This window comes from Bacteroides sp. AM37-9 (genome assembly GCF_003603455.1).
GTDB classification, from domain to species: domain Bacteria; phylum Bacteroidota; class Bacteroidia; order Bacteroidales; family Bacteroidaceae; genus Bacteroides; species Bacteroides xylanisolvens.
This window is the reverse complement of the sequence record NZ_QTNF01000001.1, coordinates 362,835-381,945: the sequence shown is the minus strand read 5'-3', so window position 1 is coordinate 381,945 and position 19,111 is coordinate 362,835. Positions and strand designations below refer to the sequence as shown.

Genomic DNA, 19,111 nt, shown 5'->3' with positions numbered 1-19,111 from the left:
TTTAAAATACGATCTCAATACCACCACCATAATACTTCAGCGTAGGGTAGTTACGTCCACTGTTTGCACCACCGGCATTCATGCTGTTGCCAAATTCGGAAGATTCCGGATCAATAAATTTATTTTTTGTGATTGTTAATAAATTCTGTCCAGTCACATATACCCGTACTTTGTTTATACCTATTTTCTGTGTTATATTTTCCGGAATAGTATAACCAATTTGTAAGTTTTTCAATCGTAGATATGCTGCATTATAAATGTTCCTGTCGGACGAATGTTGGTAATTGTTGGCATATGAGGATGTTGCATAGTCATTTATCAACCGTGGATATTTGGCATCTGTGTTGCTCGGACTCCAATAATCCAACTGGTGTTCGAACATGACAAAATAATAACTTCCATGAAACGGCTCAACCATTTCGCCACGTAATGCCATGTCTCGTTTGCCTACACCTTGCCACAACATATTGAAATCAAACCCTTTCCAGTTGAGTAAATAGTTGAATCCAAATATGTAGCGGGGGAAAGCATTACCCAGGATATAACGGTCGTTGTCATCTATCACTCCGTCGCCATTGCGATCTACATACTTCACATCTCCAGGCGACAAGTTTGCTCCGATAAACACTGCAGAATTTCGTATTTCTTCTTCATTCTGATAGAGTCCATCTGTTTTAAATCCATAATAACTATGCAGAGGCACGCCTTCGCGAACAATACGTTCTATTCCGTCTACTTGAAATATATCCTGTTTTCCGTATTTTATTACTTTATTAAAAGAATCTCCTATATTGAATCCGAAGTTATGAGTAAAATCGGAATGACTTAGCCGGTAGTTTATCGACAATTCCCATCCCCTGTTTCTCATCTCTCCAATATTCTTATAAGGTACGGCTCCTCCTAAAGTACTCGGGGTTTGTGGCACTAACAAAATATCGGTAGTGTATTTATTGAAGTAATCGAAAGATATGCTTAAGGTGTTTTTCAATAAAGTAGCGTCAAATCCGATGTTGAATGTCTTCGTCTTTTCCCATGACAACGCTTCATTGCCAAAAGTATAGCCTGTGCCTGTTACCGGAGTTTTATTAAATCCATATTGATTTTTATAAATATCGTAAGTGGTGAAATACTGGTAATCTGGCACGGATTGAGTTCCCAACAACCCATACGAACTTCTTATTTTCAGGTCGCCTATTTTTTCTTTCCAGAAAGAGAAAAAGTCTTCTTCCGAGATTCGCCATCCAAGGGTCGCTGATGGGAAAAATGCCCATCGATGCCCTTTTGCTAACAATGACGAACCATCGTAGCGGGCACTTACTTCAGCATAATATTTATCCATATATGAATACCCTAAACGACCCAGCCACGAATGAAGCGCACGCTCTACTGTTCCACCAGGTGTGTTGTAACTGCCGGGATCTATTTCGGTGTCATCTGTATCCGTATAGAGATCAGGATCGACATATTTTCTTTTTATCTCGTTGGCTTCTCTGCGGTATGACTCTGTTGTATATCCAAATACCCCCGTAACATTATGCACTTTGTTGAAAGTACGGTTATACTCTAAAAGAAACTGGGTATTCAACATGGTTATTTTTCCGTTATAATCCTCAATGCTATAATCTTTATTATCGCTTTCATTTATGACTTTATCCCTGTCGATATAATCATATACCGGGTGATAACGTCTTTTTATAAGACGATGTTCAGATCTCAGGTCGTAGCCTAATACAGCTTTCGCTTTCAACCCTTTCCAAATGTTTAGTTCCCCGGATACAACCCCTTGAAAATGGTCGTCGTCGTTAGTTGTAAGACCACCATGATATAAGGTGGCAAGGAAATTGCCTCCGGTGGTGACGTCTGTATTGTAATATTTTCCATCCGCATCGAGATATATGTCATACGTATTGTATGTTGGCACGCGCATAACATCTGATAACCATAAGCCACCTCTGTCCGAACGCCCTTCCTGCCTGTCATAAGCCAATAATGCAGTCAGTTTCAAACGGCCTATGTCAGATACAACATTACTTCTGAAATTGTATCTTTTAACTCCAAAGTCTTGCCCTTTATAGTTACTCTCCTGATCGTAATATCCGAAGGAAATATTGTAAGAGGTAGTCTTAGAGCCTCCTTGTACACCTACATTATAACTTTGTTGCAGAGCATTCTTCAATATAGCTTTATATCCCCACTCACTGTCTCCTTGAGCGAACTGGTGTATTTCTTCGGCAGTGTAAATAGGGTCTTTGCCAGCGTTTACATACGAGTCGTTACGCAACAGCGCATTTTGATAGCCTGGTAGAGGCTTCAATAAGATATCTGGGTTTTGCGTTCCAATAGAGGCGTTGAAAGAGACTTGAGGTTTCATATCCAAATGCCCTTTCTTTGTGGTAATCAGTATTACTCCATTGGACGAACGTGAACCGTAAATGGCGGCTGTACCAGCGTCTTTCAATATGGAAACGTTTTCTATGTCACTTGGGTTAAGCATATTCATTGCTTTAACATCGTTGGCAATCATGCCGTCTATAACAATCAGAGGGTCGTTGTTATTCATTGAACTGACACCTCGAATATTAATATTCATTGAGTTGTCATTCGGATTCATACTACGTTGCTGAATCGTGAGACTAGGTGACGCTCCTTGCAATGCCTGGGTAAGATTGGCTACCGGACGATCTTTAATAAGTTTATCTTTTACCTGATCGACTGCCCCTATCACATGTTTACGGGTGGTGGTACCATAACCGATAACAATAACTTCATCCAATAACTTCGAGTCTTCTCTCATTATAAGAGCTTGAAATGATGTGTTTCCTGCTTTCTTCTCAATGGTTTGAAAACCAATATATGAGATTACTAACACATCATCACCATTGCACATGATGGAAAATTTTCCATCTACATCCGTCACTGTACCATTGGTGGTGCCTTTTACAATAACACTCACGCCAATCAACGGTTCTCCCTGCTCATCTTTCACAGTGCCTTTTACAGTTTTTTCTGTTCGAGATTGCTGTGTGACACCAGTTTGAGCAAATCCTTTTGTGGTAATTCCTGCATATAGCAGTATTAAACCGGTTAACATTAATAGTTTACATATTCTACTAGTCATATTATAACTACTTTTATTGATAATAAATTGTGTTTTTTAGTATACCTTATAATCATCCTGCAACGCTGGCTGCTTTGTTGCAGGACAACTATAAAGAATCAGTTTCCCCTAATACCCATAGTACATTCTTTATTCAGATAGTGAATTACTGATTTCCTGATTGATCTTTCTAATTCGGTCTTCCTCTACTTTAATAACCTTTCTATCATAGGTTATTAAACCATTTACTTCTCCTTCTACATCTGTCGTTTGTGTGTATACGCCACCAGATATTCCTTTTTTTACCAATTCTAGTAATTGCTGTCCGTATTTCACATATTCGTCTGTTACCTCTTTTGCGCTCTTGAATTGTACATATCCCCAATTTTTGTCGGGTTGCCACAAATGGCCTGTAAGCGGCATACCTATTCCTCCGTATTCACCGACAACAGCAATTCGTTCGTTATCATACATCATCAGTTCCGGTGAAGGATATTTATGGAAATCGAGTATGTCTCCAACTTTTAGATAATGATTGCCACCACTTGCTGAATTTACTAGACGTGATGGATCATAATACTGAGTCCATTCCGTAATTTCTTGTGTTTTGAATTGTCCCCATGCCTCATTGAACGGAACCCATACGGTGATAGATGGATAAGGCATCAGGTAATCCATTATTTCTTTCCATTCTTTGCGGAAGTTTTGTTCTGATTCGATGGAACGTGTGACTTCTTTTCCGTCAAAGTAGTGGTGCATATCCCAATTAGGCCCCTGGTCTCCATTGGGCATATCCTGCCATACGAGTATGCCTAAACGGTCGCAATGAGTGTACCAACGTGCCGGCTCTACTTTTACATGTTTGCGAATCATATTATATCCGAAGTCTTTCGTTTTCACAATATCATATTTCAAAGCCTCATCTGTTGGTGCTGTATAAAGTCCGTCAGGCCACCATCCCTGGTCTAATGGTCCGAAATGGAATATATCTTTATTGTTCAATTGCATGCGTATTATACCATTTGCATCACGCTTTTTCGACACCTTGCGCATTGCGGCATAACTGCTAACTTTATCTACTGATTTTCCTCTTTCGATGATAACAACATCCAAATCGTAAAGGAATGGAGATTCGGGCGACCAAAGTTTCGCATTCGGAACGGCAATATCTAATATCTGTCCTGCAACTCCTTTTGCTGAAGCGATAACTTTATTGTTATCCTTTAGCTTAACTTCTACAATATCAGATGGCTCTGTATTCTTTGTACATACTTTTACTTTTAAATTGTTATTGTCTACATCGGCAATAGGGGTAACGCCAACAATGTGCTTGTTATTCACTGGCTCCAACCAGACTGTTTGCCAAATACCTGAAACGGGTGTGTACCATATTCCGTGAGGATTAGTCACTTGTTTTCCTCTTGGTATAGAACTATCGCTTGTAGGATCCCATACTTTAACTACCAGTTTTTGATTTCCTGAGGTTAGGAATGGGGTTACATCGAAACTAAATGGTATATATCCTCCAGTATGAGTTCCTATTTTAATATTGTTGAGATAAACTTCTGCTTTCCAGTCCACTGCTCCAAAATGTAGTATTATATTCTTGTTTTTCCAATCGGAGGGGATCATAAACGTACGTCTATACCATAGCTCTTTTCCTTTGCCCAGCTCTTTTTGGACACCGGAAAGACTTGATTCAACAGCAAAAGGAACAAGAATTTTTCCATCGAACGTTTGAGGTTCCTGCTGTCCCATAGGTAAAATTGCATAATCCCACAAACCATTCAGATTTTGCCATTTATCGCGTTCCATTATTGGGCGGGGGTACTCTGGCAAAACATTGTTAGGATCAATTTTTTCCGCCCAAGCCGTTTTTATTTTATCACCCGCAGGTTTCCACTGCGCAGATAATGACATGGAAGAAAAGAGTAAAATAATTAATAAAAAAGGTGTTTTCATTTGATGATAGATTTTTGTATGTAATTAGTATAAATATTAAGAAGCTATAGGAGGCACTAAATTTGAAGCCTGAATATCATTCCTAAAAGAAAGGAAAATTGCTGCATAACTGGTAAGCTGTGTTTTCTTGTGTGTTGGTTTTTTCATGGTATTGAACTATTTTTTCTATAATATTAAAGGGCTAACAAGCTCTCGGTTTGATTGATGGCAAAAATAGATAATTCATCTATTGCCAAGGTGATATATTTGGGTAAAAAAATGGCAATAAAAGGTTTTTATAACCATCTTGACTAAAATGTGATATAAATAAATAATAATTGATATTTTCTCACTGCCGATAAATGCGTATATTTGTCGATACTTTCACGTTATACCATTCTTTATATGAAAAATCACTATTTGTATATTTTGCTTTGCCTTTCCTTTTATAGCATTGTTTCCTTTTCTCAGGGGTACTCTAATTTTCATTTCAAGAAGTTACAAGTAGATAATGGGCTTTCCGCAAATTTTGTCTTTTGTATCATGCAAGATACGAAAGGTTTTATGTGGTTTGGGACAAAGGATGGTTTAAATAAATTCGATGGGAATAGTTGCAAGGTATTCAGATATAATCCTCAAAAAGAGAAAACGATAGGAAATAATATCATACATTGTATGATAGAGGCTGATAATAATAAACTGTATGTAGGTACAGAAGCAGGGCTTTATATAATGGATATAGCCGACGAAACTTTCGAAAAAGTGGAAAATACAACTGCTGATAATTTTAAAATCACTTATACTGTGACCACCATTTTTAAGGATAATAGAGGAAATATATGGATAGGAACTAATTCGCAAGGTATTTATACTTATAATCCCGAAAAGAATGAGCTGAAGAGGGTGCGGGTAAATGGATACGATTTCGACTCCAACATAGTATGGTCTATATACGGAGATGCCTCTGATAATATATGGGTTGGTACAAGGCTTGGATTGCTCAGGTATAATTCAAATACAGGCTTTTTTGATCCGGTAGAAGGATTGTACAGCCTCTATGATAGCTCCGAGCATGAGACACAAACAATCGTCGAAGATGTAAATGGTGATTTATGGCTTGGAACATGGGGTAAAGGTCTACGTTTATATAAAAAACAGTCCAATGTATATACCACTTTTCTGGGTTCAAATAAAGAACCTTCTGCCGTAACACGTATTATGGCTATTTGCCAATATCGGGACAATGCTCTTCTTGTAGGGTCAGACAATGGATTGTATATGTTCGATATTGAGAATAGAACATCCAAGAGAATCGACATTCCTAATTCTTATCATAGTTTGAGTGACCAGGCTATCGGTTCAATCTACAAAGATAGGGAAGGAGGGATATGGATTGGCACTTATTCGGGAGGAGTAAATTACTTAAGTCCTAGTGCATCTTGCATAGAAACATATTATTCCGACATCTTATCCGGATCTTTATCGGGGAAAACAGTCAGGCAGTTTTGCGAAGATGAAAATGAGAATCTATGGATAGCTACAGAGAATGGAGGCGTAAATTATTTTAATACGAAAGAGCAAACTATCACTCAGCCGATAAAAGGATTATACCATAACGCACATGCCTTATTACTAGACGGAGATAACCTGTGGATAGGTACCTATGCGAGAGGAATTCATGTCTACAATACTAAAACAAAGTCTCTATCTGTATTCAAACGTAGTCTTGATGGAAAGAACAGTATCAACGATGATGGTATATATGCTTTATATAAAACTAAAAAAGGAGATATTTATGTCGGAACTCATGCAGGATTGAATAAGTATGACAGAGATAAAAATATATTCATTAACATAGAGCAGGCTTCTAAGTTTATATATGATATAAAAGAAGATGATTTTGGAAATCTATGGTTGGCAACTTACGGTTCAGGAGTAATAAGATATCATATGCCAACTAATGAATGGATATGTTACGATTCAATATACACTAATTGTAAGCCATTAAAAGAGAGTAAATTGACTAATATTTATATTGATTCTAAAAAAAGATTACTATTTGCAAGCGAGGGGCAAGGTGTTTTCATTTACGACTATAAAACCGATAGTTTTAAGAATATATCTGAAACCGATGGTTTGCCTAACGGGGTAATATATGGTATATTGGACGATCCGCAAGGCAATTGGTGGATGAGCTCTAATAAAGGAATCATCCAGATGAACACATCAGACCCGCACAATATAAAACTATATACAAGGGACGATGGATTGCAGAGTAACCAGTTTAATTATAAATCAAGTTATAAGGCTTTAAATGGGAAATTTTACTTTGGAGGAATCAATGGGTTTAGTTCGTTTTATCCCCAAGATCTCAATAAAAACAAGAATACCGTCTTACCATCAATAGAAATAACCCAGATTGATATTCTTGGTAATAGAGATAGGGAACTGAATGAGGCTATACAGCAAAAATTAAACAAGCAGCAAAAGATAGTATTGCCCTATAACAAGTCTTCTTTTTCTATATCTTATACTAGCTTAAGCTATATAGCACACTCGAAAAATAAATATGCATATAAGTTGGAAAGAACAGACACTGAGTGGAATTATGTAGGAAATAAACAAAGCGTAACTTATGTAAATTTATCTCCTGGCAAATATTTATTCAGAGTGAAAGGCTCTAACAATGACGAATTGTGGAATGAAGAGGGGGCAAAAGTAGAGATAGAGATACTACCCCCGTTTTGGTTATCTATCCCTGCCAAGATTATATATGTTGTTTTGATTCTGGTTATGGCCTATTTGATTATCTCATTTTACATAAAGAAAAGTAGGGCAAAACAAGAAAAACAACTGGAAGCATTCAAAACTGAACAGGAAAACTTAGCTTTTAAATCGAAAATAGATTTCTTCACTACTATAGCACACGAAATTAGAACTCCGTTGAGCTTAATCTCTGCACCTTTGGAGGAAGTTGTTAATTCAGGAGAAGGAAGTCCAGAGACTAAAGAGAATATATTGATAATCGAAAAGAATTGTGACAGGTTGACTGATTTGATTAATCAGTTACTGGATTTTAGAAAAATGGATTCAACTCAATATATTATAAACCCGACAAGAGTAGACCTGCGCCATCTTTTAACTGAATTGTATGGACGTATCAGTAAGACAGCTCAGAAACAGCATATTGATTTTACTCTCCAGCTTCCTCAAAATGAGCTTGTAGTAAATTCTGATACAGATGCATTGATTAAAATAATAGGGAATTTGCTTACAAATGCGCTAAAATACACGAAAGATAAAATAGCTTTATCTCTCATAAAGAATGAGAACGCGACTTATTCTGTATTTGTTGAGGATAATGGCAATGGTGTCTCTGATGCCTATAAAAAACTGATATTTGATCCTTTTTATCAGATGCAAAATGATAACGGGAAGATGGGGACTGGCTTAGGATTATCTTTAGCTAAAAAACTCGCTGAGATGCTGAATGGCAATATTACTGTAAAAGACAATGAAACTGGGGGAGCTACATTTGTATTTAATTTTTCAGATTTACCTCTTTTATATCAACATAAATCAGAGCTTGATAATATTGCTTCCGAAAAGGAAATAATAAAAAACAGAAGTACGCCAGAAAACAAAAACAGTATACTTATTGTCGAAGATAATATCGAAATGGCTTCATTTATAAAAAACTCTTTGAACAAAGACTATGTTGCTGATACTGCTTTCAATGCTGAGGAAGCCATACTATTATTAGAAGAGAACAGCTATGATATTATAATCTCGGATATTATGATGCCTGGGATAGATGGTATCTCATTTACAAAGAAATTGAAGTCGGACCTCAATTATAACCATATCCCTATCATACTACTTTCGGCTAAAACTGAAAATGCAGTAAAGATAGAAGGATTACACTCAGGTGCAGATGTTTTCATCGAAAAGCCGTTCTCAGTTTCATATCTGAAGGCGCAAATCATAAGTTTACTTGAAAATCGGAGAACTGTGCTTGAGGCTTTCAATCGTTCTCCTTTTATTTCTTACTCTGCATTAGTTACCAGTAAAAATGATGAGCTGTTTTTGAACCAGTTGAATGAAGAAATTGAAAGGCATATCTCAGACGAAAATTTCTCGGTAGAATCACTAACCGATATTTTCAATATCAGCCGCTCTCACCTGCAAAGAAAACTCAAAGCAATAGCTGGTGCTACACCAGGTGATTATTTAAGGAATTATCGTCTGAGAAAAGCCTGCCAATTATTGTTGGAGACTGATATGAGGGTAAATGAGGTTGCATATAGTGTCGGCTTTAGTACAGCTTCCTATTTTACACGTGTGTTTCAGAAAGCTTATGGTATTTTACCTAAGGAGTTTATAGCCCAACATGCGAATAAAGCAAAGAAGTAATCACGGAGGATTCCGGGGTATCACCGCAAATGTCACCGAGAATGTGTTCACGTTGGCTCAGTTGTAATTTTTGGGGGACTTGATTCAGGACAGCCATATCCCTAAAAAATGATTCATTCCCGCACATTTTTGAATAGATATTAGACGCATCAGAATTTTATTTACTCTAGTACCAAAGAAAAAACGCTTTGTAATAGAGTTCTATCTGACACCCGGGTCTCAGACAAGTTGTTTATACAGTGGAGAAAAGTCTAAACTATATTATTTAATTTCTTTCTGTGCGGATTAGTTCATTTCTGAAATAGTTCATTTATGCACCGGAATGAATCTATTTTTAAGGATGTGATTGCCCTGAATCAAATCCCCCAAGTTTTCAGACTGAGCTTTCACGTTTTTGGATGATCTGTGGAAAGGATATAAAAAAAGCCTCTAAATGTCTGTTTAGAGGCTTTTTTGTCTGTTTATATATAGAAAGTGTGCGGATGATAGCCGTAAAACATTTTTGCTATTTCGCACTTATTATCAGTTATTTACAGAGCCTTCACTTTAGTCAATGCCACCGAATTAGCCACCGACTAAGTCACGAACTCCTTTTTTTATCTAAATCAATGAACTCTTATTTGTAATACAAAGGTATCGTTTTTAATCGGATAAACCTAATTAAAGTGACAAATAATGATAAATATCGCATTTAATTTATTAACTTCACAGCGTAAAAAATATAAATTATGCAAAATAACAGGTATCAGAATTCTTATATTAAAGGCTTAAAAAGAAATGTTATCAATAATACCATAGCAGGAATCGTTATAGCAGGAATAATATTCATTATACAACTGATAGGAGGCTGCGAACAACCGGAAATAACTCATCAAAAAACTCTCATTGACAGTCTGCAAATAAACACGAATGATGAAATTAATGACTGGGACACAGACACCACCATCTACCATACAACCACTAAACCAACTAAATAAAACATTTTTCTTGCTAAATAATCAACCTATAAGTTTATTATCTCGTTACTTTTGCGTATCTTTGTCTTACTATAAAACAAGGAGATATGACATTTGACGACATTACTGGAGACAGAAAATTATGGGCTGTACACTTTGAAGGCGAGGATGATAACGAATTTTATAAGGTGTTCAACAACTGGGCCGACGTGGTTTGGCTACGCACTTTCTTCAAGGAGAATATAGATGACTTGAACGCCTACTTTAAAATAACAGATATAAAAGAAGCTATCAGCGATACTATTGAAGATAGTGAACGCCTTCGATACATCATAATGGACATCTCCCCGGAAACCGATTTAAGCAAGATATTCCGCCCGTTGGACAACAACCAGGCTTCGGATATGATGCTGCAAAAAGAAAAGGCTCGGTTAAAACGTAAATACGGTCACTCGTCATGGCTCCGGCTATACGCTATCAAATTGATTCAAGGCAACTACATCATCACCGGAGGCGCCATCAAGCTGACGGCTACGATGCAGGAAAGAGAGCACACCAGGCAGGAACTTGTGAAAATAGACAAAGTCCGGCGCTACCTGCTGGAAGAAGGAATTATTGATGACGAAGGGTTTATAGAGTATATTAGTGAATTATAATTTGGGAGGAATGATATGGAAAATCGTATGAAATCTATCGCACAAAGGCTTGAAGAACATGCTTCTCCAACGCCTTCGAAATGGCGTGAGCTGTTTGACTTCCTTGAAACAAACAAGTCTTGGCTCCGACATTCGCAAAATATTGCCATGCTGATGCTGGACAGGATGGAAGAATTAGGAATGAGCCAAAAGCAATTGGCTGAAAAAATGAATTGCAGCCCGCAATACATCTCAAAGGTGTTGAGAGGACGGGAGAACCTTTCACTCGAAACTTTGACCAAGATTGAAAACGCACTGGAAATCTCGATTATCAAAGAGGAACCGATGGCTGTATAGCTCACCCCGGCTGCAGTAGGAAAGATTTGCTATCAGATTTTTCCGGATCAGCTACTGCAGCTCGGGAATAGTGCTAGCAAATGTTTCGTCCTGGAAGAAGCCGGCTGCCGGATTCTGCTAGCAGTTGGCAGGGGATAACAGGTTGATGAAGCCGGGATCCTGCCAGGTATGTGCTAGCAAACTGGAAAAAAGTCATGCTTGAAACTTTTCGTCTGATTGCTCACCGTGCCGCCGTGTGGTTCGTGGCAATGCGTGCAGCGGGAATACCGCCGCCCACACAGCCCCGCTCCCCACAGCAGCACTCCGTCAGTGTTTAATCGGAACATTCCTTCACCGGCAGCGTTTCTCGGACGTTCAGTGTTTCTGTGCACCGTGCCGCTTTCCTTGCTTTCCCGTAGCCGTCGGACTGGCGCAAAGAAAGCCGCCCTCTGACAGTGTTTCTATGGAACATTCTTGGGGGAAGTCTCCCCAAAAGTTACTCCGGTGTATAACAGTCGAGGCTTGCCAAGTGGGTGATTACGGAAGTTGCTACCGCCTGATGCATTCGGCTCCGGCTCCCGCTTACACCCCGGCAAAGCCGGACTACAAGTGACAGCCTATGCGGTGGACACCCTTGCGGACGATAGCAGAAGTTACTCCCGTCTTATATCCGGCTCCGGTTGCCGCTCCCTCACTTGCCGAATACAGCAAAGGAAGCAGCACCCTATGCGATGGGCACCCTTTCGGATGATATCCTTAGCGGAATGTAAGCCCTTGCGGCACGGGTGACAGTTTCGATGCCCGGTGCGGTTTCGCTCCGCCCGGCACTAACGCCGGGACTAAGGCGAGAATCCGCTACCTCTTTTCGTCTGACTATAGGAACGGGCTGTTAGTCAGGAGTGCAGCCGTTCGGTGCGGGGTTCCCGTGTTTTATGATTGAGCGGTTCAGGCTGTTTGGATAGAAGGCGGCGCAAGCTTCCGCCGCCGTGCAGACGTGATGCTGCTTGCGCCGTGTTCTTCCGGTTTTTCTGATGGAGTGCAGCTTTTGCGCAGGAAATCCGGAAGAGCAATTATGTTTAATTAGTCACAAAACCGTTCCGGATTTTGTGCTTTAATTCAACATAACAGCATCTTCCAAATATTCCTGCTGTTTGCGGGCTTTTCCGTTGTTTCAGGAACGGGCATAAAGTTACTCCGTTTCATGTTCACCCTTGCGGACTGCGCCCTGCGGAATGTAAACGCCACCACTGTGGCGGCAAGCCGCCACCCCGACCACCGCCCCTTAGTTACTCCTGCCTTTCCCGGTTCCCTGCAGGATTTTCGACATCTTGCGGGTTTCCTGTTCCTGCGGACTTCGCCTTGCGGCGTGCCCGGCTGACTGTTTGCACCATGCGGACAGTCTTTGCAGAATATCGGAGATTCCCGGCGGTCGGCTTCGCCGTCCGCTTCACGAAGCGGGGCAGACGCCCCGCCGAAAAGTTACGGACAAAAGAAATTCGTGACAATTGCCCGAATATCACAAATTTCCTCTGCCAACAAACATATATAACTATATCTACCAAGTATACAGGTAACAACCAGCCACTAAAAAGCCTATCTTTACATCTGTAAACCAACACTATAATTATGTATACCAACATGCACCAACAAAACAACTGCCAAAGTTTGACCAACCGTAGCTACGGTTTCAAAGAACTGGCCGTTCTCTATTTCCCGAATATTGCACCTGCGTCCGCTTCTATCCGCCTCAAACAGTGGATAAAGGACGACACCGAACTACTCGAAGCATTGCAGGAAACAAACTACCAGTTAAGTAACCGCATCCTCACCCCCAAACAAAAGGAACTGATAACCATCTCTTTCGGCTCACCCTTTTAAACCCTAGCGCAGCAGCTCCTACGGCTACAGCCCGAACCCTCTTTGCTAGGGGAACGCCCTGCGGCAAGGGGGAAGAGCACTTCCCCCGACAAGCGTCTCCCCCAAAGGGGGAAGGAAGGGGGGTAGAACAAGAATACACAACTAAAAATCATCCACATAATCACCCACAAAAAACAATGATTAAACAAAGAAACATCACCCTGATTGTGGTGCACTGCACCGCATCCCGTTGCACAAGCAACCTCACCCCGGAAGCCCTCGACTCCATGCACAAACGCCAAGGCTTTGCCGAATGTGGCTATCACTATTACATCACCAAAGACGGAACGATACATCACATGCGCGACATCACCCATGTCGGCGCCCACGCCAAAGGCTACAACACCCCGTCGATAGGAGTTGCCTACGAAGGAGGCCTGGACGCTTCCGGACGTGCCGCCGACACCCGCACCGACGCACAAAAACAAAGCCTTGAAACCCTTCTCCGCTTCCTGCTGCTCACCTATCCGGGAGCAAAGATTTGCGGTCACCGCGACCTCTCGCCCGACCTCAACCACAACGGTACCATAGAATCCTGCGAGTACATCAAACAATGTCCCTGCTTCTGTGTCTCCGTCGAATACGGGTATTTAATGAAGGATGAAGAATGAAGGATGAAGAATGAAGGATGATGAATGAAGAATGATGAATGAAGAATTACTATGCAGATGTAAATGTATGAAAGCGCAGCCAATTCTTCATTCATCATTCTTCATTCTTCATTTCCCCTACCTTTGCGGGAAACAATTAAAAAGGAGGTCATTATGAAACCATTTTGGAGAACGACGTTGAAGGTATTGAAAGTTATCGGTAAAATTTTTGTTTGGCTCACCGGGGCAGACAGTCCCGTGAAAGATGATGAAAGGAGAAACTATTAAGGAGTAAACTTTACGATCGGAGTGAAAACCCCTGTTTTGAGGGCTGCGGAATACAAACCGCAGCCCTTTTTTCATGTACATAATCGTATGATGAAACACGTATCATCACAGATAATAACATACGTCTGCACGCCCACGCACGTATATGTAGATTTGCAACATTATTAATCATTAAAACACTAATTAACATGGCAATTACAATCAAACCCGCTTTGCGCAAGAATCCGCAGAACAAAGACGCCGCCGCAAAATACTATGCACAAGTAGTACTCGCCCCGGAGATGGCACTGAAACAAATCGTTGAACAAATCGCAGACCGTTGTACGCTGACAGGTTCTGACATCAAAGCTGTTCTTGACGCATTGATGACCGTCATCAAGCGCAACTTAGCCAACGGTTCACCCGTCCGCCTGGGAGACCTTGGGTCTTTCCGTCCTTCCGTTTCCGGTAAAGGTCTCGAGGATGCCAGCAAGTGCGGCGCAAACAGCGTCAAGAAAGCACGTGTCATCTACGTTCCTTCTACGGAAATCAAAGAAGCCGTTGCAATGTATTCTTTCTCAAAAGCAGGAGCAAGCGCAGCGAACGAAGATGGCGAAGGAGGAGATGAGAAACCAAATCCGAAACCTGACGAAGGCGGCGGAGAAGCTCCAGACCCGGCAGCTTAAACAATGACCGGTAACGAAGAAAACGCCTGCTAGCGCATTATCCTCGTTTCGTACATCGCAAACAAACCAAGGAAAAAGCCCGATGAATGAGAAATCATTTCACCGGGCTTTTCATTTGCTGATATTTGGTGAACGGAATATGCTTCTGAAAGTCTCATAGAAAACATCAGGAGTTTTTCAAAAAACGTCTGACGAAATAAAAAAAACGTCTGATGAATTTTTGAAAATATCTCGAAGGGTTTCAAGTACGTTTTTACTTCCGTTCCGACTGTTTTTGGGCGTTTTTACGTTTTATTCCCGTATGATTCCATCTGTAAATAAACGTAGTGACACAGACAGAAACGCAATTATCTATAAAGTGACGGGAAGGGATAAATGATAAGTTTGCTGTTTTACAGCGTATTTTTCCTCTTTTCTTCTACAAAGATAGGCCACGGCCGCCCGTCAGTCAAGAACCGCTACGCTATTTCAGATAAAAATATCCTGCGCTCCTACGTCGTGCGGTATTTTTATCTGAAATTTCTTGTCTGCCGTTCATCCATGCCCTTGGAGAGGTAGATGAAAAAAGGAAAAAAATGTGTTCCTGTGCAGTGTGGGGCGGATAAAAGCGTGTATTAGTCTTAGGCCCAATATCCGCCGAAGTGATTGTGCCTGGTTACTTTGTCTAACTTCAATTGCTTGCGGCGAAACTTGTTGATTGCCCGTTTGAGCGATTTACGTCCCGATGTGCTGCAGTTCTTTTTTCTCATTCGGCATTGGTAGCAACGGCAGATACCAATACCTGTATGTGATTCTTTCATTTCTATTCTGTTTAATATAAGTTTTAAGAACTTACGTTTTTTACTATTTTATTTTGTGACATTTGCCCGATTGTCACGGATTTGTTATTTGCACTCTTCGGCGGGGCGTCTCGCCCCGCTTCATGGAGCGGACGGCGAAGCCGACCGCCGGGAATTTCCAATGTTCCGAAAGGCGTAAACAGTCAGCCGGGCACGCCGCTAGGCGCAACCCGCAGGAAGCACAAACACCCGCAACAGGTCAGAAAACCGCACGGTTCGGGACTGGCAGAAGTAACTAAGGGGCGGTGGTCGGGGTGGCGGCTTGCCGCCATAGTGGTGGTGTTTCCACTCCGCATGGCTTTTTTTTCGCCCGGGGGCGGAAAAATAAAACAATCCATATTAAACATAACCACGCATTATGCACCCGACTTGCCTGAATGGCAAGGCGTGCAGGCATAATGACCCGTTATGTTGAATATCGCTACCCCTTTGTTTTTCTGCCGGTCTCTTTTTGGGTGTCCCCCAAAAAGGAAGGCGGAAGGAAAACAATTGCTGTCACGGCGCACGCAGCATCACGTCTGCACGCGCCCGAAGGACGGCGAAGGGCGCTTACTTCCATAACACAAACCCGCTCAACCGTAAACCCGGGAACCCCGCACCGCAGGGCTGCACTCCTGGCTAACACTTCCGTTCCTATAGTCAGCCGAAAAGAGGTAGCGGATTCTCGCCTTAGTCCCGGCAGCAAGTGCCGGGCGGAGCGAAACCGCACCGGGCATCACAGCTGTCACCCGTTCCGCAGGGGATACCCTTCCGCAAGGGTTTCCACCGCATAGGCTGTCGCTTGTAGTCCGGCTGTGCCGGGGTGTGAGCGGGAGCCGGAGCCGTATGCGTCAGGCGGTAGTAACTTCCGTAATCACCCACTTGGCAAGCCTCGACTGTTACACACAGGAGTAACTCTTGGGAAGACTTCCCCCAAGAACGTTCCATAGAAACACTGTCAGAGGGCGGCTTTCTTTGCGCCAGTCCGACGGCTACGGGAAAGCAAGGAAAGAGGCACGGTGCACAGAAACACTGTCCGTCCGAGAAACGCTGCCGGTGAAGGAATATTGCTATTAAACACTGACGGAGTGCTGCTGCGGGGGACGGGGCTGTGTGGGCGGCGGTATTCCCGCTGCACGCATTGCCACGAACCACACGGCGGCACGGTGAGCTGTCAGACGATAAGCCGCTCGCGAAAGTAATCCGCTTGGTTCGGCACTTGCCTATTACCTTCACTTACTATCACATACCTGTCGGGATCCCGGCTCCATCAACCTGATATCCCCGTTAATTGCTAGCAAATTAGTTGCTCCGGAACGAACCGGGAACAAGAATCCGCTAGCAGAATCCGGCAGCCGGATTCTTTCAGGATGAAACAGTTGCTAGCATTATTCCCGATCTGTAGCACACGATCCGGAAGAATCCGCTAGCACTTTTACGCAGCTCGAGCACACGATCCGGAAACATCTGCTAGCAAATATTTCATTGGCCAAGATCTTCCGGAGCGGATTTTGCTAGCAATCATTTCCCCTACTCTTTCTCCCTGCCCGCTTTCTCCAACCTGTCGAGTGCCGACAGAAAACCCCGCACGGCTTCGTCTTGCTCCTGGTACCTTCGTTTCAGTTCTCCGTGTTCCTTCGCTTCCTGCTTGTAGTGGGTACAGAAACGGGGGTACTCCCGCACAACGTGTTTGATTGCTTCGCTGGCCGTTCGCTTTCCTGTAAGATTCTTCAAAATTTCAAGCTGCGTGACTTCTTCTGCAGTCAACCGTAGCGTGATGGTGCTTACTTTTTCGCTCATGATCGTTCACCCCCTTTCTCGCCATCGGAGGCGGACGCTTCCAGTGAACCGGTGGTTTCTCCGACCTGTGTCCCGGCGTGCCCCGCTTCCGCTTCCACCTGTTGTTTCCGGTTCATCACTTCCGCCCGCCGGTATGCTTCCGCATACGTCTGGCAGTGTATTCCGTATCTCTCGATAGTGATGCCTGCGGCTGTCACTTCGTGCGCCACGCACCACCCTGTACGCATTTTGCGGGGGTAGTAGAGCGGCGTGTCGGTTGCTTTTCTGTTTTCGCTCATCGTTGTTGCTTTTTGTGAGGCTATGAAGCCGATTTCTTTTTTATTCCGGCATCTCCGTGAGTGCTGCCCGCTATCAACCCCACGGCATCCCGTAGCCGCTTCAACAGGAACAACCGGGGCATCCGCAGGCGTTTGTTTCCATGCATTTCGCCTAGAATTTGCCATACGGGATTTCCTATTTCGCCGTGTCCGGACAGTTTGAGCACCTCCTCAAGTTCCCGGGGGGAAAGATTGTAAGGGCTTAGGGCCTCTATCAGCCCTTTGGGATTGCGTGGCTTTTGTTCGCGCGCCGCCGCCTCCACTTGTGGCGGGCGTTTCCCGGTAGTTGTGGAAGCAGTATTGCCACCTGTTGCAATGGTCGTTTCAGGCTTGTTTCTCCCCAACGGAGTGGAAGAAAGCAAAGCTCTCGCTTCCTCCTCCGTGAGTTCTCCGATAGTCGGTAGGGGGATAGAGGAGGACTTTTCTTTGTTTTCTTTTTCTTTGCTTTTCTTTTCTTTGTCGATTTTTTCCGGAAGGTTTCCGGAAGTTTCCGGAAAGTTCTGGAAATCTTCCGGAACTTTCTCGAAAGTAGGTTCTACCGTTGTCGGTGACACCGACACGTCCGGTACGTTTTGCCCGGTCGGTTCCGCGGCTGTCGCAGCTTCAAACAGAGGCATAGTGACGGGTTCCTTTATGGGCTGCTCCGGTTCTACGAGAAGAATATCCAGCGGGATATACATTTTCTTCTTCGCCAGCTTGCAGATGTCTATATATCGGCTCTGAATGGCCCGGGAGGTGAGAATACATTTCATCTTCCACACGACGGGGTCGAACAGGCAGATTTCAGCGCAATAGTCTACAATCTCTTTCACCCGTTCCTCGTTCATGCCCCAATAGTCGGCACAGTCGAAAAGCTGATCTTCTGTCCAGCGGATATACGAACCGTCGACACGGTAGATTTCGTTCAATGCATATTGGTATACGGCATAGCCGTCGCACCCGTATTTCTTTTTCAGGCGTTTTATTTTGATGTCCTGAAAGCGGTCTGTTTCCGCTTTGTAATAGGAAAATCCGTTCTTGCTCATATTCTTCTGCTGTAATTAGATGCCAGGTAATTCATGATTTCTTCTTTGCTGTATAGGAAAGTCCCACCCAGTTTATAGAACGGGATAGCTCGCTCCGCGCGCAGGTTTCTCAATGTCGAGTTGCTGATGTTTAGCAGCTTGCATACATCGGCTGATCGGATGAATACAGCATCTTCGGGCACGGTGTCAAGCATAACGGGCGTAACGGGCTTGTATTTCGATTTTTCAGGGTCTTTTTCCTGTTGTGGAGTTCCGGCTGTATCTGTCTTTTCAGGTTTCACGATTCTCATGCTGTTGGTTTCTGTTTTCATAA

General features: G+C 42.6%; 18 protein-coding genes. 9 read left to right on the top strand and 9 right to left on the bottom strand.

Annotated elements, in window-relative coordinates; genetic code table 11:
* Position 1: 1 nt before the first annotated feature.
* Both DW862_RS01320 and DW862_RS01315 read right to left on the bottom strand, forming a co-directional pair.
* Complete coding sequence (locus DW862_RS01320; protein WP_120067135.1) at positions 2-3,118, bottom strand: TonB-dependent receptor; 3,117 nt, start codon at positions 3,116-3,118, stop codon at positions 2-4.
* A gap of 129 nt (positions 3,119-3,247) precedes the next feature.
* On the bottom strand, positions 3,248-5,059 hold the full coding sequence (locus tag DW862_RS01315; protein WP_120067134.1) for a glycoside hydrolase family 2 protein: 1,812 nt from the start codon (positions 5,057-5,059) through the stop codon (positions 3,248-3,250).
* Positions 5,060-5,443: 384 nt separating this feature from the next.
* Here DW862_RS01315 and DW862_RS01310 point away from each other — a divergent pair, with 384 nt between their 5' ends.
* From DW862_RS01310 to DW862_RS26600, 6 genes are all read left to right on the top strand, one after another.
* Entirely contained in the window at positions 5,444-9,451 is a 4,008-nt protein-coding gene (locus DW862_RS01310; protein WP_120067153.1) for a two-component regulator propeller domain-containing protein, read from the top strand.
* Positions 9,452-10,179: 728 nt separating this feature from the next.
* The gene (locus tag DW862_RS01305) at positions 10,180-10,428 is read left to right on the top strand and encodes a hypothetical protein (protein ID WP_032856256.1); all 249 of its coding nucleotides are present in this window, start codon (positions 10,180-10,182) and stop codon (positions 10,426-10,428) included.
* Between the two features lie 86 nt (positions 10,429-10,514).
* The gene (locus tag DW862_RS01300; protein ID WP_120067133.1) at positions 10,515-11,063 is read left to right on the top strand and encodes a hypothetical protein; all 549 of its coding nucleotides are present in this window, start codon (positions 10,515-10,517) and stop codon (positions 11,061-11,063) included.
* Between the two features lie 15 nt (positions 11,064-11,078).
* On the top strand, positions 11,079-11,399 hold the full coding sequence (locus tag DW862_RS01295) for a helix-turn-helix transcriptional regulator (RefSeq protein WP_008770400.1): 321 nt from the start codon (positions 11,079-11,081) through the stop codon (positions 11,397-11,399).
* Positions 11,400-11,634: 235 nt separating this feature from the next.
* On the top strand, positions 11,635-11,991 hold the full coding sequence (locus DW862_RS25740) for a hypothetical protein (RefSeq protein WP_165861859.1): 357 nt from the start codon (positions 11,635-11,637) through the stop codon (positions 11,989-11,991).
* A 6-nt stretch (positions 11,992-11,997) separates the two neighbouring features.
* Positions 11,998-12,129, top strand: a complete 132-nt coding sequence (locus tag DW862_RS26600) for a hypothetical protein (protein WP_255679522.1) — start codon at positions 11,998-12,000, stop codon at positions 12,127-12,129.
* Positions 12,130-12,664: 535 nt separating this feature from the next.
* Here the strand turns inward: DW862_RS26600 and DW862_RS01290 are convergent.
* On the bottom strand, positions 12,665-12,883 hold the full coding sequence (locus DW862_RS01290; protein ID WP_243636440.1) for a hypothetical protein: 219 nt from the start codon (positions 12,881-12,883) through the stop codon (positions 12,665-12,667).
* Positions 12,884-13,004: 121 nt separating this feature from the next.
* Between DW862_RS01290 and DW862_RS01285 the strand changes: the two genes are divergently transcribed.
* The 3 genes from DW862_RS01285 to DW862_RS01265 all read left to right on the top strand — a co-directional run bounded on the left by DW862_RS01285 (position 13,005) and on the right by DW862_RS01265 (position 14,838).
* Positions 13,005-13,256, top strand: a complete 252-nt coding sequence (locus DW862_RS01285) for a DUF4248 domain-containing protein (protein ID WP_008650657.1) — start codon at positions 13,005-13,007, stop codon at positions 13,254-13,256.
* 176 nt (positions 13,257-13,432) lie between these two features.
* The gene (locus tag DW862_RS01275; protein WP_120067132.1) at positions 13,433-13,906 is read left to right on the top strand and encodes an N-acetylmuramoyl-L-alanine amidase; all 474 of its coding nucleotides are present in this window, start codon (positions 13,433-13,435) and stop codon (positions 13,904-13,906) included.
* 455 nt (positions 13,907-14,361) lie between these two features.
* The gene (locus DW862_RS01265; RefSeq protein WP_120067130.1) at positions 14,362-14,838 is read left to right on the top strand and encodes an HU family DNA-binding protein; all 477 of its coding nucleotides are present in this window, start codon (positions 14,362-14,364) and stop codon (positions 14,836-14,838) included.
* A gap of 620 nt (positions 14,839-15,458) precedes the next feature.
* Here the strand turns inward: DW862_RS01265 and DW862_RS01255 are convergent.
* The 6 genes from DW862_RS01255 to DW862_RS01230 form a co-directional block, all read right to left on the bottom strand.
* Positions 15,459-15,638, bottom strand: coding sequence for a hypothetical protein (locus tag DW862_RS01255; RefSeq protein WP_117683347.1), 180 nt, complete (start codon positions 15,636-15,638; stop codon positions 15,459-15,461).
* A gap of 708 nt (positions 15,639-16,346) precedes the next feature.
* Positions 16,347-16,892 carry a hypothetical protein gene (locus tag DW862_RS26235; RefSeq protein WP_243636439.1) on the bottom strand — a complete coding sequence of 182 codons (546 nt, stop codon included), beginning with the start codon at positions 16,890-16,892 and terminating at the stop codon, positions 16,347-16,349.
* Between the two features lie 294 nt (positions 16,893-17,186).
* Complete coding sequence (locus DW862_RS01245) at positions 17,187-17,456, bottom strand: hypothetical protein (RefSeq protein ID WP_120067127.1); 270 nt, start codon at positions 17,454-17,456, stop codon at positions 17,187-17,189.
* Complete coding sequence (locus DW862_RS01240; RefSeq protein WP_120067126.1) at positions 17,453-17,734, bottom strand: hypothetical protein; 282 nt, start codon at positions 17,732-17,734, stop codon at positions 17,453-17,455. Before DW862_RS01240 ends, DW862_RS01245 begins: the two co-directional genes overlap by 4 nt.
* A gap of 20 nt (positions 17,735-17,754) precedes the next feature.
* A complete protein-coding gene (locus DW862_RS01235) occupies positions 17,755-18,798 on the bottom strand; it encodes a DUF4373 domain-containing protein (protein ID WP_120067125.1) in 1,044 nt (347 codons plus the stop codon).
* On the bottom strand, positions 18,795-19,109 hold the full coding sequence (locus tag DW862_RS01230) for a helix-turn-helix domain-containing protein (RefSeq protein WP_004313899.1): 315 nt from the start codon (positions 19,107-19,109) through the stop codon (positions 18,795-18,797). Before DW862_RS01230 ends, DW862_RS01235 begins: the two co-directional genes overlap by 4 nt.
* Positions 19,110-19,111: the final 2 nt, after the last annotated feature.